The sequence below is a fragment of the Sporosarcina sp. So3-204 genome, assembly GCF_058068165.1.
The window spans coordinates 397241-414481 of sequence record NZ_CM176485.1 but is presented as its reverse complement, the minus strand read 5'-3'; the positions used below and the strand labels follow the sequence as shown (position 1 = coordinate 414481).

19 protein-coding genes are annotated in these 17241 nt (G+C 38.3%); 1 reads left to right on the top strand and 18 read right to left on the bottom strand.

What is annotated here, in order from left to right; all coding sequences use genetic code 11:
* Window positions 1-8: 8 nt before the first annotated feature.
* The 7 genes from AC3RV6_RS02005 to AC3RV6_RS01975 all read right to left on the bottom strand — a co-directional run bounded on the left by AC3RV6_RS02005 (window position 9) and on the right by AC3RV6_RS01975 (window position 7800).
* Entirely contained in the window at window positions 9-944 is a 936-nt protein-coding gene (locus AC3RV6_RS02005) for a dihydroorotate dehydrogenase (RefSeq protein ID WP_489747807.1), read from the bottom strand.
* Entirely contained in the window at window positions 944-1732 is a 789-nt protein-coding gene (locus tag AC3RV6_RS02000; protein WP_489747806.1) for a dihydroorotate dehydrogenase electron transfer subunit, read from the bottom strand. Before AC3RV6_RS02000 ends, AC3RV6_RS02005 begins: the two co-directional genes overlap by 1 nt.
* Complete coding sequence (locus AC3RV6_RS01995) at window positions 1716-2960, bottom strand: Zn-dependent hydrolase (protein ID WP_489747805.1); 1245 nt, start codon at window positions 2958-2960, stop codon at window positions 1716-1718. The genes AC3RV6_RS02000 and AC3RV6_RS01995 overlap by 17 nt, the downstream gene beginning before the upstream one ends.
* Window positions 2961-3094: 134 nt before the next feature.
* Window positions 3095-4369, bottom strand: a complete 1275-nt coding sequence (locus AC3RV6_RS01990) for a TRAP transporter large permease (protein ID WP_489747804.1) — start codon at window positions 4367-4369, stop codon at window positions 3095-3097.
* A 14-nt stretch (window positions 4370-4383) separates the two neighbouring features.
* Window positions 4384-4857 (bottom strand): TRAP transporter small permease, encoded by a 474-nt coding sequence (locus tag AC3RV6_RS01985; RefSeq protein ID WP_489747803.1) that lies wholly within the window; start codon window positions 4855-4857, stop codon window positions 4384-4386.
* Between the two features lie 95 nt (window positions 4858-4952).
* Window positions 4953-6014, bottom strand: coding sequence for a TRAP transporter substrate-binding protein (locus AC3RV6_RS01980; protein WP_489747802.1), 1062 nt, complete (start codon window positions 6012-6014; stop codon window positions 4953-4955).
* A 196-nt stretch (window positions 6015-6210) separates the two neighbouring features.
* On the bottom strand, window positions 6211-7800 hold the full coding sequence (locus tag AC3RV6_RS01975; protein ID WP_489747801.1) for a PucR family transcriptional regulator: 1590 nt from the start codon (window positions 7798-7800) through the stop codon (window positions 6211-6213).
* A gap of 439 nt (window positions 7801-8239) precedes the next feature.
* On the opposite strand from AC3RV6_RS01975, the gene AC3RV6_RS01970 reads away from it, so the two are divergent.
* Window positions 8240-8431 carry a hypothetical protein gene (locus AC3RV6_RS01970; protein WP_489747800.1) on the top strand — a complete coding sequence of 64 codons (192 nt, stop codon included), beginning with the start codon at window positions 8240-8242 and terminating at the stop codon, window positions 8429-8431.
* A gap of 252 nt (window positions 8432-8683) precedes the next feature.
* Here the strand turns inward: AC3RV6_RS01970 and AC3RV6_RS01965 are convergent, their stop codons facing one another.
* The 11 genes from AC3RV6_RS01965 to AC3RV6_RS01915 all read right to left on the bottom strand — a co-directional run bounded on the left by AC3RV6_RS01965 (window position 8684) and on the right by AC3RV6_RS01915 (window position 17241).
* Window positions 8684-9373, bottom strand: a complete 690-nt coding sequence (locus AC3RV6_RS01965) for a hypothetical protein (protein ID WP_489747799.1) — start codon at window positions 9371-9373, stop codon at window positions 8684-8686.
* Window positions 9370-9855, bottom strand: coding sequence for an ECF transporter S component (locus AC3RV6_RS01960; protein ID WP_489747798.1), 486 nt, complete (start codon window positions 9853-9855; stop codon window positions 9370-9372). Before AC3RV6_RS01960 ends, AC3RV6_RS01965 begins: the two co-directional genes overlap by 4 nt.
* 3 nt (window positions 9856-9858) lie before the next feature.
* Window positions 9859-10443: a cob(I)yrinic acid a,c-diamide adenosyltransferase gene (locus AC3RV6_RS01955; protein WP_489747797.1), complete on the bottom strand. Its 585-nt coding sequence runs from the start codon at window positions 10441-10443 to the stop codon at window positions 9859-9861.
* Window positions 10444-10682: 239 nt separating this feature from the next.
* Window positions 10683-11072: a bifunctional adenosylcobinamide kinase/adenosylcobinamide-phosphate guanylyltransferase gene (locus AC3RV6_RS01950; protein ID WP_489747796.1), complete on the bottom strand. Its 390-nt coding sequence runs from the start codon at window positions 11070-11072 to the stop codon at window positions 10683-10685.
* On the bottom strand, window positions 11024-11626 hold the full coding sequence (locus tag AC3RV6_RS01945) for a histidine phosphatase family protein (RefSeq protein WP_489747795.1): 603 nt from the start codon (window positions 11624-11626) through the stop codon (window positions 11024-11026). Before AC3RV6_RS01945 ends, AC3RV6_RS01950 begins: the two co-directional genes overlap by 49 nt.
* On the bottom strand, window positions 11599-12363 hold the full coding sequence (gene cobS / locus AC3RV6_RS01940) for an adenosylcobinamide-GDP ribazoletransferase (protein ID WP_489747794.1): 765 nt from the start codon (window positions 12361-12363) through the stop codon (window positions 11599-11601). Before cobS ends, AC3RV6_RS01945 begins: the two co-directional genes overlap by 28 nt.
* Window positions 12360-13190 carry a cobyric acid synthase gene (locus AC3RV6_RS01935; RefSeq protein WP_489747793.1) on the bottom strand — a complete coding sequence of 277 codons (831 nt, stop codon included), beginning with the start codon at window positions 13188-13190 and terminating at the stop codon, window positions 12360-12362. The genes cobS and AC3RV6_RS01935 overlap by 4 nt, the downstream gene beginning before the upstream one ends.
* Complete coding sequence (locus AC3RV6_RS01930) at window positions 13187-13771, bottom strand: bifunctional adenosylcobinamide kinase/adenosylcobinamide-phosphate guanylyltransferase (RefSeq protein ID WP_489747792.1); 585 nt, start codon at window positions 13769-13771, stop codon at window positions 13187-13189. The genes AC3RV6_RS01935 and AC3RV6_RS01930 overlap by 4 nt, the downstream gene beginning before the upstream one ends.
* On the bottom strand, window positions 13753-14832 hold the full coding sequence (locus AC3RV6_RS01925) for a pyridoxal phosphate-dependent aminotransferase (RefSeq protein WP_489747791.1): 1080 nt from the start codon (window positions 14830-14832) through the stop codon (window positions 13753-13755). The genes AC3RV6_RS01930 and AC3RV6_RS01925 overlap by 19 nt, the downstream gene beginning before the upstream one ends.
* Window positions 14819-15775 carry an adenosylcobinamide-phosphate synthase CbiB gene (gene cbiB, locus AC3RV6_RS01920; protein WP_489749163.1) on the bottom strand — a complete coding sequence of 319 codons (957 nt, stop codon included), beginning with the start codon at window positions 15773-15775 and terminating at the stop codon, window positions 14819-14821. Before cbiB ends, AC3RV6_RS01925 begins: the two co-directional genes overlap by 14 nt.
* On the bottom strand, window positions 15775-17241 hold the full coding sequence (locus AC3RV6_RS01915) for an adenosylcobinamide amidohydrolase (RefSeq protein WP_489747790.1): 1467 nt from the start codon (window positions 17239-17241) through the stop codon (window positions 15775-15777). The genes cbiB and AC3RV6_RS01915 overlap by 1 nt, the downstream gene beginning before the upstream one ends.

The following is a 17241-nucleotide window of genomic DNA, read 5'->3' as shown; positions in this document are numbered from 1 at the left end:
AGGTTCTGTTAGCAAAGCCCAACTTTTTGCCCTGGAATTTCAACTTTTCCGACGAGATCATTAATATCTTCAATTTGATAGGCAATCATATATTCTTCAATGCCTTCAATAATTTCAATCATCGCCATCGGATTAATAAAACTAGCAGTGCCGACTTGAATTGCATTTGCACCTGCCAAAATCATTTCAATCGCATCTTCCCAGTTCATGACACCGCCACATCCTATAATTGGAAGCGAAGAAACTTTTCTTACTTGATAAATCATGCGTACGATAATTGGTTTAATCGCAGGACCGGAAATACCACCTAACACATTTCCAATTTTCGGTTTACGCGTATGAATATCAATCGCCATCGCTAAAATGGTGTTGGCCACATTTAAACCGTCAGCTCCAGCCTTCTCACAAGCAAGCGCTATTTCTTGTATACTCGTTACATTCGGCGTGAGCTTCGCAATTATTGGTTGATCGGTCACATTCTTCACCTTTTTAATAAGTTGGTATGATAATTCAGGGTCCATACCAAAAGACTTTCCATCCCCTTCAAGATTCGGACAAGAAATATTTAATTCAAGTCCAGAAACACCTTTCGTATTACCGATGATTTCAGACATCTCAGCAAACTCATCCATTGTATCTGCTGAAATACTCGCAATAAGTGGTGTATCGTATTTACGATATTCAGGAATCGTGTGCTCCAAATAATAAGCGAGACCTTTACTTTGAATACCGATTGAATTAATCATGCCGCCCGTTACTTCACACACTCTCGGGGTAGCATTTCCACCGCGCGGAAATTTTGTAATACTTTTAGGCACGACCGCACCAAGTTCGTTAAAGTCAAATAATGATTCCATTTCATGGCCAAACGCACCTGATGCTGGCATAATCGGATTCTTTAATTGTAATTTTCCAATATTTACAGATAAATTGAGTTTTCTCATTATACTAACATCACCTTCGCTAAGTCAAATACAGGGCCGTCTATACAAACACGAACAGACTTGACTTCATTTTCTTCTTTAATATCACAAACGCAAGCGTAACATACACCCATTGCACACCCCATATGTTCTTCTAGCGCAATTTGGCCCGGAATATTATTTTGTTTAGCGACTTTCTGCATCAATTTAGAAAGGCGTTTTGATCCACATGTAAAGGCTGCTTTAATATCATTTTCTTCAATAATTTTCCCAATTAATCGTTCAACATTTTCAACACTGCTAGTTTCATCTTCTTCTGTTACCTTATAAACCGTCGCACCAAATCCTTGTAATGTTTCCGTTGCAAGTAAGTCGTTGTGACTTCTGGCGCTTAGTATCGCAATACATTTAACGTTTTTTGCAGCTGCTTCTTGCGCGAGTGCGGCAAGGGTTGCTATTCCAACACCTCTTGCTAATAAAAGGATTGTATCCCACTCTTTTTCTAATGAAAAGCCAACACCTAGTGCGCCGAAGATATCTACTTTATCTCCTGCCATTACGTCTGTAAGTTTAATGGTACCGAGCCCTTTAACTAAATATAAAAACTCAATGGTGTCTTCATCTTTATTGATTCGGTAAATACTAAATGGGCGTCGTAGAAAAGGTAATGCCTCGTCTGAACATTTAATGTTAAAAAACTGTCCTGGCACTATTGTTTCTGTTAGCAAAGGTGCGGCCAATTTCATATGCCAATACCTTTCGCTCACTTGAATATTCGACAATACCTCTAGTTTATGAATTTTCATCATGATCACCAGCCCATTTTAATATTTCCTTCTCTAGTAAAGTTATACCTACACCTATTTGTTCTAACGTGCTATATTCAGCCGGATTATGACTTAAACCATCTTTTGAAGGGATAAAAATCAATCCTGTCGGACATATAAGCGCCATATTCATCGCATCATGACCTGCTCCACTAGGCATTAATGTAAAATCAATACCGTTCATCTCACAAGTTTCTTTCAAACTCTTAATTACTAACTGATTCATATCCACAGGAGATTCATCACATAATTCATTACTAATGACAGTAATACCGCGCTTTTCTTTAATTCTTTGTATAACTTTTTTTAGCACCTTCACAACTTCAGTCTTTGACTCTTCTGATGTGCCGCGAATATCTATTTTCATCTCTACATTACCAGGCACAACGTTCATAGCCCCTGGCGCTACATCACACACACCAACTGTTGCAACTGTTCCATATGCCGCTTCTTCAAGAGCAGCTTCTTCAAGAGCAAGGGCAATTTCCGCAGCCCCTAAAAATGCGTCTTTGCGATAACCCATAGGTGTCGTCCCCGAATGCGATGCTAAACCAGAAAGAAGTAATTGGAATCTAGTCGGTGCAGCAATCGCTGTCACAATACCAATTTGTTTTCTTTCACTTTCCAACACTGGACCTTGTTCTATATGAAGTTCCAAAAATATTTTAAATTCTTCTCTATCTCTTTTTGCTTGTTCAATATTGTCTATAGACATCGAATATTTAGAAAATTCATCGCGTAAAAAATGACCATCTTTACCCTTTAAATCAACTAAATCCTCTTTTTTCAAAATTCCGATCATCGCTTTACTGCCAAGTGTCGAAAATCCAAATCTAGCAGATTCCTCACAAGCAAAAACGATTAATTCCAACGGGTGCTTAGTAACAATGCCCTTCTCATTCAAGTTACGCATCACTTCCAAACCTGCTATAACGCCAACAGGACCATCATACTTGCCAGCTTCGTAAACGCTATCAATATGAGAACCAAAAGCAACTACAGGAAGTTCTGGATATTTCCCTTCGCGTCGCGCAATTAAGTTCCCTACTGCATCTTGCCTAACCTTCAGTCCTTCTTTTTCACATAAACCTTTTATAAATTCTGTAGCTTTTCTTTCTGTATCCGTATAGGCTAGTCGATTTACACCTATATCTGAACCACCAAACTCTGTTAGTTCATCTAACGTTTGTTTAAAACGTGAAAAGTCCATTGACACTGCCTCACCTTCATTCAAATTCCTTATTTAAGTATAGTACAGGTCAACCGACTTTTTTCATGTCTAAACAAACAGAAGACTATTCCCATCTTTATCACTATCGATAAAGTCAATTCAACTATCCAACGTTAATCAAGCAGGTGGACAAGGAATAATGATAATTCTGGGATATAAGTAATGAGTAATAACGCAATTAAATTAAAGCCTAAAAATCTTAATATGCCTGGCATCATTTCACTCATGCCCATTTTCGTAATCGTTTGTGTTACGAATATATTAATTCCAAATGGTGGTGTATACATACCGATTGCTAAGTTTGAAATCATAATAATACCAAGATGTACCGGATCTATTCCTAATAACATTGCCGCTGGATAAATCAGTGGTGCAGTAACGATAATCGCAGCAACACCCTCCATGAACATACCCATAAGGAGTAATATAACGTTCAGAACTAACAAGAAAATAATTGGTGAAGTAATATTGTCTGCTATTAATTCTGCAACCATTTGCGGCAAACGCTCTCTTGTTAACACCCAGCCAAGTATTTGCGCCGCTGCAACAAGAACAAGAACTTGCGCTGTCGTAATTGCAGATTCTACACAAATCGTATAAAAGTTTTTAAGCGTCATCTCTTTATACACAAAGAAACCAATAATAAATGCATAAACAGCCGAAACACCTGCTGCTTCAGTTGGTGTGAACATTCCAGAATAAATTCCGCCCAAAATAATTACAGGAATTAATAATGCCCAACCTGCCTTACCGAATGCACTCAAAAGCTCACTTTTAGAAGCTTTTTTATCTCTAGGTAGATTGTTCTTTTTCGCATAATAATAAATATAAACCATTGAAGATAAACCAAAAATCAGACCTGCTCCAATACCTGCAATAAAGAGGTTACCTACAGAAGCACCTGTTACAGAACCGAAAATAATTAATGTGATACTTGGCGGGATAATAAGTGACACCGAACCGGAAGATGCTAATAAACCGGCAGCGAATGATTTACTATATCCACCTCTAAGTAAGTCAGGATACATGATTTTCCCTATCGCAATAACTGTTGCGGGACTCGATCCTGATAATGCTCCAAAGAACATACTAGACACTTGTGTCGTCATCGCAATTCCACCTGATAGATGTCCGACAAGCGCACGTGAAAAGCTAAGTATTCTTTTAGATAGACCGCCACCGTCCATAATATTAGCGGCTAAAATAAAGAATGGTAACGCCATTAATGCGAATTGGTCTAGTCCACCGAATAACCGTTGAATTAAAATCATTGGTTGAATATCACTTAAGAATAGAACTGATAAAAATGCAGCCATTCCTAAAGAAATAAAAATCGGAACACTAGTAAACAAGAATAGAAAGATTAAAATTCCTAATGCTATTAACATTTTTATTTCCCCTTTTAGTCAAAGCTCACTTCAGATTTTCGTAATAAATGATACGTTTGAACCAATAAATGTATAATGGAAAGCATTGCTCCTACAGGGATCGCTAAGTAAATCCAAAACGTCTTGACCTGTAATGATGGTGATATTTGGCCTGTTTTCACACTAAACAAAACTAAATCAAAACCGTACTTAATTAGAAAACTCATAAATACAATGGCGATGATATTAATATATAACTGTAAGAAACTTTTTCCTTTTTTCGATAAGCTATTCATTAACAAGTCAACACCAACATGAATTCCTCTTCGGAAGCAAATACTAGAGCCAATAAAAGCAATCCAGATCATTGCATAACGGATAAACTCTTCGGCCCAGGATGTGTTGGCACCGAAAAAGAAACGTAGAATGATGTTGACGAAAAGAACTAGTGTGGCAGCTATTATACTTACGCCAACGAAAAAGTCTTCAACTTTTTTAAGTGCTTTCATAATTTTCCACCTCAATCAAACTTAATAAAGAAAACAAGGGATTAAGAACTTGGATATTGTTCAAATCCCTTGTTAACAACTATTTGTATTACTATTTATTTATTACTTTCAATTTCTGCTTTAAACTTTTTCAATAATTCTAATTGCGCTGGTTTGTTATATGCTTTTTCATGGAATGGTTCTGACATTTTTCTAAATACTTCAACTTCATCATCTGTTAATGCATAGAAATTAACACCTGAGTCAATGATTTTTTGTTTGTAATCTGCTTCAGTTTCAGCAAGTGTTGTTCTAGCAGCAGTTTTTCCTTCTTCTTCAGCTTCTAAAATAATTGCTTGTGCTTCTTCTGGTAGTCCTTCAAACCAAGCTTGGTTTGCTAAAAGTACATATGTCATTGCACCGTGGTAACTTTCAATAATGTTGCCTTGAACTTCTTGGTAGTTATTTAAGTAAATTGTTTGAAGCGGATTTTCTTGTCCATCTACTACACCTTGCTGAAGCGCGTTATATACTTCTGCATAGCCTAAAGGAACGGCGTTTGCTCCCCATAACTTATATTGCTCGATTAATAAAGGCGATTCCATAACTCTCATCGTAAGCCCTTTCATATCGGCAGGTGATTTAATTTCTGTATCTTTCGTTGTCATTAATTTATAGCCACCTGGCCAGAAGCCTAATCCTTTAAATCCACCACTTTCTAAAGTGTCAAGAATTTCTGTTCCAACTTCGCTATCTAGTGCGCTGTACATTTTTTCAGTATCTTTTGGTAACAAGTAAGGAAGATCAGTAATTTTAATATCATCTACAAATGGTGTAACAACTGCTGATGGTTGCATTGTAATATTAATTTCACCAATTTGTGTTGATTCAACTTGTTCTCTAAGTCCACCAAGTTGAGATGCTGGATATAAATCTACAGTGATTTTACCGCCTGACTTTTCTTCTACTATTTCTTTAAATTTAGTCGCACCTGCGTGTTCTGGACTTTCTACAGGTTGATTGTGACTGAACATAATTGTGAAATCTTCATAATCACCGGCAGTTGCTTCGCCTTTAGGCTCGTCCTTTCCTTTTCCTTCATCTTTAGCTCCGCCACATGCCGCTAGTATTAGCAGTAATGCTGCAAGCAGCATAAAATGCATTTTTTTAATTTTCATTAATTTTCCCCCTACTTTTTCTATATTAGTAAATAATTAAAACCTATTATCAACTTGAATGTCCGACGCCTTACTTGACTGTTAATTAAGAATACTCTATATTTAGAAATTCTTAAATACAGAAATAACACTAAAATGAGCAGTTTTTTTCGTCTAAACAGACTATGATTATACAATTTATTAATGATTTTATCTATTATTTATCATCATGAAGAAGTTCATATATTTTCAGACCCAAAAAGAGGTTCATTTTCCCTTCTGATTTCTTCAAGTCGCATCCAGTAATCGTTTCTATTTTGGAAATGCGGTATTTCAACGTATTCACATGAATAAATAAGGCAGTTGCTGTTGCCTTCATAACTTCATCATAATAAAAATATGTTTTCAACGTTTTAAGCAACTCGAAGTTTGTATCTTGTTCTAAGAGCCTTCCAATTGTTTCTTGATGAAAATCAATCATTTCCCGTTGCCCTTTTAGTTTATTAAGTAAGCGATAAGCGCCTAAATCATCATAACGAACGATACCATCTAACCCTTTTATCGTTTCACTTAAGTTCAACGCTTGTTCTGCCTGAATAAAACTATTTTGAATACCCTCTGGACCTTTGCCTATCCTCCCAATACCGAGCGATAATCTATGGGCAGGACCAATATACGTTGACAAAGCATTGAATATTTTTTCGATAACCTCTTTTATTGAGCCATCTTCTGAACGAAGAATAATACAAACGCCATTACGAATATGACCTGATAATGCGGTGGATTGAATTTCCTCTATAATGGAATTAATCTTAGAATCTTTAAGTTTAATATAATTTTTTTCATTGGAACTTGTATTCATCGCACTCAGCAACAAAACAGTATACGTATTACTTTTTGTAATGCGATACTTCTCGCCCCATTCAATAACATCTTTTTCTTTAATACTTTGACTGAATAGTAATTCCCTTATAAAATCACTTTTATACTGTTGTTCGATATCGTACTTAACTTTTAATCTTAAAAACTCAAGTGATAATAGTGTAGAAGCTTTCTCCAAAATGGCAACATCCATTGTTGAATGATCATTGTTTATTGCCCAGCATGTAATATTCCCATAGACTTTACCATCCACCATAATTGGCGCAATAATACACGATGTAATTTCACCATCATATTCACGCTTAAAGTGAATTGGTCTTTGAATTAGGAAAAGCTCATACTTCTGCTCTTTTGTTAAAGGCGACACTTTCTTGTCATTAGTGGGGACTTGAATAAAAGTAAATTCACTCTCAATTGTAATAATATTCTTCGTTAAGTAACTTACATTTTCTACAAATACATCCACGCCTCGGGCATTCAATAAAACTTCATTAAGCACCTTGGTCATTTGTTCAACATCTTCTTGTAGCAACACTTTTTCGTTAAATATATGATGCATAATTGGCGACATGATATCCAAGTATTTAACATTTTCCGGGATTTTTATTATTGGAAAGCCTATTTTATTTGCACTGTCTAATATACCTTGCGGGATAGTTTTTAACGTCGGAAAAGGTTTCACTGCCAATGCTGTCGCACCTGCTTTATGCAAGCTGTGAACAAGCATATTCTGTGCATCCAAATCGTCCTTTATCGCAAAGAGTGAAGTTAAAATCAATTCTCCACCTTTTAACCATGGGACTAATTCGGGGACTTCCATAATTGTAATGTTATCTACTATCCGTCCCAACCCAGTTTCACCAGCAACAACTTCACATTCACTAAACCTGCCAAGTTTCATAGCATTTTGTATTGATAGTCCCAACGCATAACCTCCTTTAAATCTTTAAAAAATGTAACTTCAATCAGCGGGGATGATCTATCTTTCAACAAAAAAATATTATTAGTTATTGCTTCAAACCTTTACACTGTGTATCATTTTAATATACCAATGATTTTATGTATATACGCTCAAGCATTTTTAATTAATTTGACACATATCACTAAACTAGTTCTTTTTGAATATTTACATGACACCTGAATACCCGATTACGATGCTTGTATTAGCCGACAATATTCATGTGCCATTATCTACTTTACAAAACTATGACATGAATAGCAATACTTCTATTTAACAATCGGTTCTAAGACTATTCACTAATAATTTTCATAACTTGCATGCATATTTAATCTACTTATAGTATAATATTACAATTAGTAGTTTTTAATTAAGCGGTTTGTTATTTGAAAGGAGGCGAATATAGATGGAGGAAACTAATAAAGCAAAAGTATTTTCAGAGTTGTACGATTTGATGGTTTTTTATTCAGAAAATCGTGATCAACCTGTTGATAAAGACTTCGACTTCTTTAAAGATGTGAAGCGCTTATGTGAAGGTCTTGAATTAGACTATGATGAATTTAAAAAGGAATTTAACCTTAATGAAGGCGGTTTTTAATTTTATTATATAAGTTGAAATAAACTTCCGGTATTCTAAATGCCGTTGTTTTCCGCTTCAGGCGGACGCTTTCCGAGGGGCTCGATCTCAGCCTCCTCGTCGCTTCGCTCCTGTGGGGTCTTCGACCTTCGCTGATTCCTCCGGAGTCGCCGCCTTACGCTCCAAACAACTAGTATGTCAATTAACATAGATATAAATTCTATTCAAAAAACAGAGTTGTATGACATGATGATCATGTCATACAACTCTGTTTTAATGTGCGGAAATAAAACGTAGAGCAGTTAAGTTTTTACCGAAATGTATTTTCGCTTCTTCTATTTGATTTACTGGGACGGCTATTAAAACTACTGTTGAAGGTCCCGCCGATTTCTTAGTATCTAGTCGCGACTTAACTTCAGCAAAATCATTTCCAGTCATTACACGTATTTCATTTAAAATCCCTTGCGATCCTACAGGCCATAGTTTGTGAATGATTCCAACTTTTATCGCTCTATGAATTTTATTGACAGAGGCAACTTCGCTTGTATGCTTCATCACTTCTTCGCCCACCAATGGTTTACCATATGCAAACCATTCCACTTCTTGGTTATCGATAACTACGGACTTCTTGCCAATCATCGTTACCGCAACAGCGGATTGAATTAAATCCATATTCGTTTCAGTACTGCCACTAATTTTAGGCAATTCAAGATTCGCTTCCAAGAATAAATCCGTCACGCCACCCACATACTCATCCCAACTTGAGGATCCACTAAAATTGTGTATAAGAATCGAGATGGGCGTCGCATTTTCTGCCCATTGTTCAAGTAATGCTACACGTGAGGTGAAATAGGCTGTAACACGATTCGGAACAGAAACTATATCATCTACCTTTTCACCAATTCCACCCGCATTATCTGTTGTGACGATAAAGCCGTGTCCAATATCAGTCGCATTTCTCATTTAATTTCACTCATTTGCCCAGCCATGACATTTTGAAGTGCTGGCATAACGACAGCGGAAATAGCCGCATTTACAATTGTTGCTATAAATATGGCTGGAAGCACACTCAGGAAAAATGCGGGTGAGATAAGGAAATAGAACGGCAGTGGTGCAAGCATGCCGTTTGCAATTATGAAAAATACCCACTTCGAAATATTGCGTTCCGCTTTATGCAAGCGTGCGAAAATCATTACAATGACGAACATTTCTAACGCAATCAGTATATGAAATGGTCCTAAAGGAAATCCAACATACATTGCTGAAGCAGTATGCCCAAGAAATCCCGCAATGCCTGAAAAAATGGGAGGAAGGAAAGCTGCTGACAATAGTGCTGGTGCAGCATCGAGTGCAGCGGAACCTATGCCTAGTGGAATTTTAATTAATCCCCCGACTGCACATAGTGCTGCAAACATGGCTGTTATTGTTAGTAATCTAAGTTTCACTATTTATGCATCCTTCTTCTTTTCATCAGTTCTAAATACTTTTGCACTTCGAACATATTCATTATCCGGCACGTTAACTCTAGAATTAGCAATTCGAGCGGCGACAAATAAATAATCAGAAAGTCTGTTCAAATATCTTACGACAACTGGTGAGACGTCTTCTTGTGCTTTCATCAGCGTAACTGTATGACGCTCTGCTCTTCTAGTAACCGTACGCGCGATATGAAGTGATGCCGCAGCTGGTGTTCCACCTGGTAAGATAAATTTTTCAAGTGGCGGCGCTTCTTCCATTAATTGATCGATACGTTGTTCTAATACTTCTATTGGTTCTTCTGTAAGTTTGTAATGACGTTCTTTCATCACGTTTGATAAATCTCCGCCGCCATCAAATATTTCGTTTTGCACGGCTTCAAGATCTTCAAGTAGGTCTGCAAAAATTTCTGGGTCGAGTTCAGTCATTGCTTTTCCTATGAATGAGTTTAGTTCGTCCATTGTGCCGTATGCTTCTACGCGAAGGTCGTCTTTATCGACTCTGCCTCCGATTAAGCTTGTTTTTCCTTTATCTCCTGTTTTCGTATAGATTTTCATATTTTCTCTCCCCTTCTTTTGGTAATTTAAGTTCAACACTAAAACTTGTTCTTGCCAGGTATTAGCGAGTGCTGCCGGATTTGCGCTACAGGCGAACGCTTTCCGCGGGGCGAGCGGAAAGATACAGTCCAATCTTTCCCGGCCGCTTCAGTCGCTGCGCTCCTTCCAGGGTCTCAACTGTCTCGCTAATCCCGCCGGAGTCGTCGCCTTCCGCTCCAATCCTGAAATGGTGTAAAAAATTACTTATAAGGCTTAATCCTTTGCCCAATGCCATACCAAATACGTGTTACTTCGTCTGCTTCTGCAAACAGCTTTTGATTCAGGCGACCGCATACGTCTCGCAGGTTTCTTTGCTTCGCGTCTACTGGTACAATGCCTCTTCCAATTTCGGTTAAAATAAAAATTATATCTCGGTTTGCAATATGCTCTACTATACTAGCAATTGCATCTTCTTCTGATAAATCAGTTTCAGCGAGCCAGTTTTCTATTCCTGCTACGACAACTGGATTTTTTCCAGGTGGCGGTAGCTCGCATTCAATCCATTGTACATGTAATTGCCCTTGGCTTTCCAATAAACTCCTTACATATTGTCGTTTGCCGTTATGGGCACCTCCGAAATAGATTCGCACTGTTTCCCCTCCTTCCAATCCTGGACAGATGCCCATTCGAAACGCCAAGCAGATCCGTGTGGGATTATCCATGACCAAAATGGTTTTTCTTCAGGGGAAAATTGTGTTAACAAAATTCGAATTGGTCCACCGTGTATGACTAAGAATGTATCCTCTTTGCCAACAGGTAACTGTGCAAATGCGGCAAGCACGCGAGATTTTATTTCCTCTATATGCTCGCCAGCAGGCGGTTTATTCGCAAAAGGATCGTCAATCCAAGCTCGGTACATCTTATCCTTTTTCAACGTCAAATAGGTTTTACCTTCCCACTTACCAAAATTACTTTCACGGAAGCGAGGATCACTTTTGTATTCCGCATTTGGAAAATAGATTTCTGCGCTTTGTTTGGCTCGAAGTAAATCGCTGCCAAATACTTTGTTAGGGTACCAAGGGATATGCCACTTTTCATGATCCACTTCTATAATTGGTTCATCTGTCCAGCCGATATACTGTTTTTTTTGATTTCCTGCCGTAGGTAAATGACGCATTACCAAAATACTAACACGATGAACCATAATACAGCCTCCAGTCCTTCAATGAGGGCACCAGATAAGTCTCCGGATATTCCACCGAAATGGTTAATAGACCAATTTCGATACAAGAGCAGAATAACTGTAATTGCTCCTAATAAAATGACCGGCAAAATAGAATTACCTGTGAGAAATCCGACACCGAGCAATACAAATAATCCACTAATTAGGGATATGTAAAAAACCAATTTGGTTTCCATTTTCTCCTTGAAAAAGTGTGCGATTCCATTCTCTTTCGCTGCTCGCGTCGTTGTAAAATACAAATTCAATGTAATCCTTACTAAAAACGGGATTATAATAAAAGGAATATAGTTGCCATATCCGCGCATTAAGATTTCATTAAATAAAGCGGTTTTAACAATAATTATTAAAACAAGTGCCATCGTCCCAAATGCGCCAAGTCTTGGGTCATCTAATATTTCTAATCTCTTTTGGCGGTCTCTATAAGAAAAATAAGCATCACTCGTATCTGCCCACCCATCTAAATGGAGACCGCCCGTCAAAACAATACTTGTTAATGTAATAAAAACAGCAGCCAACAGCGTACCCGTCTGTAAAATATTCAGCATGAACAACGACACGGCGTACATGAGGAGTCCAATTGCCGCCCCGACGAAAGGAAGCGACACATACATTGTCGTTACTTCTTTTCGACCAATAGGCAATTCTTTATGGATAGGAATGATAGTGAAAAATTGAATAGCGAGTAAGAGCCCTTTCACGTAATCCCCCCAACTAGAATTTCTTTAACTAGCTTCCAATCGAGATGCTGATTCACATGTTCTGCCCATGAATCATAGACATCAACGCCTTCAGGAGCTTTCAATAAGGGGCGTTCCACATCTTCCTCCTCAATCCCGTGGTCGTTTTTAAAAGGAATAACGCCAACAACCGGAATTCCAGTATAAGTCTCTATGAAATTAACACCTTCTGAAAATAAAGAGACTTCTCCGTGAAATTTATTAATAATGATTCCTTTTACTCGCGCACGATGTTGCGGCGATAGCAATTGTAATGTCCCTACTATTGACGCAAACGCACCACCCCGGTCGATATCTGCTACTAACAGCGCAGGTACATCCGCGATATCAGCGACACGCATATTCACAATTTCTCTTTCATTTAAATTCACTTCAGCTGGACTACCTGCCCCTTCAATAATGACAGTGTCATATGATTCGGCTAGTTTTCCTAACGCTAACTTAATCGCTTCGATACCTTTATTAAAAAATACTTCTCGATATGACATTCCTGGAATAGCCCCGAGCTTTTCTCCAAAAAAGTATACTTCTGAGCTCATCTCTGCCACTGGTTTCAATAGTATTGGATTCATATTACTGGAAGGCGTTGTCCTAGCTGCGATCGCTTGGATAAATTGAGCACGACTCATTTCTTCTCCTTTTTTAGTTACAGCAGAAAACCTTGACATATTTTGAGATTTGAATGGGGTAACACGGACGCCTTCATTTGCCAACAAACGGCAAAACGCTGTGCAAATCATGGTTTTTCCTGAGTCAGACGCCGTTCCTAACACGATAAGACCATTCAATTTGCTTCCTCCCCTTTCCAAACTTTTGCATAACCCGACTCCATCTCAATCGCTCTATCAGCTTTTCCAACAATCTTCTGGTGAATGCTACCAAGCCATTTACTATAGATTTCGACTTCCTCATAGGTTGACGGTAACTCATCGAATACTTCATTTGAAACAATGACAAAATGCTGAACCTTAGCCAATATGTGATCAATTGTCTTATACAATTCCCTTTCCTTTTGTTTCATACAAGATGGCTGTTCAATGCATGGTTTACCTACGTCAATGCCATCATATAATTCATTGGCAAGCCAAGTTGTTACACAATCCCAAAGGACAAAATCTCCTTTTTCAATTAAGGGAAGAACTTCTTCCAATTTCACGGGTTGTTCTATTGTTAACCAATTCATTTCAGCACGGTCTTGTTGGTGCTTTTTTATGCGGTTTTTCATTTCTGCATCGGTTTTAGTTCCAGAAGCGATATAAACAAGTCGCCCTCTATACTTATGTGATTCTTGGATTAGATATTGTTCTGCATAAGCGCTTTTCCCACTTCTTACGCCGCCGCTAATAAAAGTTAATTGTCCACGAACCACTTCGACAACTCCTTTTTCAAGAAATTCATATCTTCTCGGCTTTTCATTCCGATACGCAACCAATTTCCGTCCATGCCGACAAAGTTTTCAGTATGTCTAAGGACAATTCCTTTTGCTAACATGTCTTCGTATAGCTTCCTTGTATCTTGCCTGTTTCCCGGTGTAAAAGAAATAAAATTCGCAGATGCTTCTGTATATTGCCAACCAAGATTTTCAAAAAAAGATTTAATTTTTTCAACTTCCCCAACGCTTTGCTTAATCGCTCTCTTTTGATAATCAATTTCTTGTAAGCAAAGCACCCCAATTTCTACTGCAATGCCATTGACATTCCAATGCGGAGCAAATGCCTTAATCGAATGAATGACCTCCGAATGAGCTACGACATAACCAAGTCGAATTCCAGGTATCGCATACATTTTCGTCATTGAACGAACGACGATGACATGTGAGTAATTGATTAATTCGCCTATAAAAGACCGTGACTCGTCAATGAAATCGATGAACGCTTCGTCTAATACAATTTCACAATCTACTTCTCGACCATGTCTAATTAATTCGATTAAATCACTTTTTGCTGGCATAACGCCTGTTGGATTATTCGGCGTACATAAATATAGGACTGAAGCGGATTCCATCGCTTCTTTTATCTGTTGAATTGGTAACTTAAAATCAGTGGACGCCGTTGTTAAAATACGTGCAATTTCCACATTTTTAATTAACAAAGTCGCTTCATATTCAGAAAATGTAGGATGAACAACAATTGCCCTTTGTCCTCTGTAGCGTTCCGCAATTAAAGAGAGAAGTTCAGTTGCACCATTTCCCACAAAGACATATGACTTTTCTATTCCATGATATTTCGCAACCGCAGTAGTGAATGGTTCTCCATTAGGATCTGGGTACGCTGTTAATTTTGAAAAGAGATTTTGCCACTTCTCCATCACAATTTCAGGAGGTCCTGCTGGATTTACATTTTCACTAAAATCGATTACGCGCATCGGAGCCTGCAGTCCTAGTTTTGTATAAACGGTTTGCGGATTTGCACCATGCTTAGGCAATTGCATTGAGCAGCACTCCAATCATGATAAAAAATATTAAAAATAATACTGATGCCGTATGCATTTCTTTAATAGAGGATTTAATATGCGCCGCTTTTAAAGGAACGATACCAGGTCCCATTGTTGCGCGATTGCTTAATTTCCCCCGATATGTACTTTCCCCACCCAGTGTTATACCTTGTTGCCAGGCTGTTGCCGCCTCTAAATAACCACTGTTTGGACTTTGATGTCGCAATGCATCTGTTCGCCAACCAGCAAAACGTTTTGCGAGTGATATGCCGCTTTGATTCCGTGTAAATAATAAGATTATAAAGCCCGTTAGCCGTGCTGGAATAAAGTTTAAAACATCATCCGTTCGCGCCGAAAACTTGCCGAACTGTTCAAAGCGTTCATCTTTATAGCCGACCATTGAATCAAGCGTGTTAACCGCTTTATACACCCATAATCCCGGCGCTCCAAATAAAATAGCCCAAAACAACGGAGAAGTGACGCCGTCTGCTGTATTTTCTGAAACAGTTTCAACTACACCACGCACAATCTCGCTTTCACCTAATTTATCCGTATCACGACCTACGATCCATGATAACTTCGTTTTAGCTTCACTTATATCACCAGCGACAAGTGGTTCATAAACCGCTAACGCAGCATCCTTTAAACTTTTTTGGGCAAGGCCGATTGCTATGAGGATACTTTCCATTGCAATACCAACATATAGGTGAACCGAATATGAAAAAAGCGTAAGCAATAGAACGATAAAAAATACGAAACCAACAGTTATAACACATAATAATGATCCTTTAATAAAACGATGTTGTCCTTTATTTAGAACAGTTGTCATTTTTGAAATAAATGTACCTATCCACCTTACTGGATGTGGCCAATTCGGCGGATCTCCGATAATTCTATCAAGAATGAAGCCGATTAATACTGCGATAAAATGAGCTGGAATCACGTCGTCCACCCTTTTGCTTTTTTATATGCTCTAATCGCACGAACTGTACATTCATAAACGCCGTGCCCAATTTGTTTCCCTACGCTCGTAATCGGTCCAGCATATTCATGTATATGTCCTTGCTGCGTCGCGGCAATTAGTAAGCTATCAGTCGACGTACCTGTTGCAATTGTTCCTGTTAACGGATCTAACACTTCTTCAGTTTGGAACGCCTTCACTTTCGCTTCCGTTGCCGTAATCATCGCCTGAATGAATGCTTCCTCGGTTAATTCACCGTTTACAATAACCCATGTATTAACCGTACCGATTCGTACTTCTCTCGTTAACGCTTGTGATACATCAACGGCATTACCCACGCCAGCTGTAACAGCAACTAAAATCGAACCAAATTCATCTTTATATTCTTCGATTTCTACATGCTCAGCCATAACAGCTGTCATCATAGCGACTGTATCCGTTAATGGGAAATTATTCTTTTCTAGGTAACTCGCTAATTCTACTTTAACATCATTACAATGATAATCAGCCGTCACATGACGATTAACAAAATTACTATACCAAGCTGTTCCAGGATTATGAACGGCCGATGAAATTGTTTTAAGTGGCTTTTTTGTGCGTAACGAAACATATTCTGCCGCTATTAGGAAATCTTCTTTAGTAACAGTATTGGGTAACTCTATTTCATTTGTATTCGACAATAAAGTAATTTGTGGCTTAGGTAGTTCTGGATGTGCTTGCGTCTTTACCCGCGCTCCGTAAACCCCATCAATAAAACTCTCTCTAACAACTTGTTGCGGTGTGCCAATTTGGGCAATTTCACCTTTATCTAATAATAAAAGACGGTCACAATAAAGAGAAGCTAGATTAATATCATGAAAAACCGAAACAACGGTAAGTCCCCTATCAACTGCTTGCTGACGAATCGTATCGAGTAATTGTTGCTGATGTGCAATATCTAAGTGATTTGTTGGTTCATCTAGTAAAAGAATTGGCGCTTCTTGAGCCAGTGCTTGCGCGACAAATACACGCTGCTGTTCTCCTCCTGATAATTGTTCAATCGCTTGCTTACCGTAACGGGTAACAGAAGTGCTTTTCATAGCGTCGACAACTGCTCGTTCATCGTCATCTGACCAGGAAGAAAAAAAGCCCGATTGATATGGATATCTACCGAGTGATACCGTATCTATGACAGTGTGAGAAAAAGCATGTGCATGAAGTTGGGGCAACACTGCTACTTTTCTAGCAAATTCTTTTTGTGAATAAAGAGATGAATCTTTCCCTTCAATTATCACTGACCCTTCTTCTTTAGAAAGGATTCCAGAAATTAATTTGAGGAGCGTCGACTTTCCACTACCGTTCGGCCCTAGAATACCGAGCACTTCTCCTTTATTCACATTGAATGTCACTGATTTCACAATAGGCGTCTTGCCGTACCCGCCAGTTAATCCATTTACTTGCAGCAT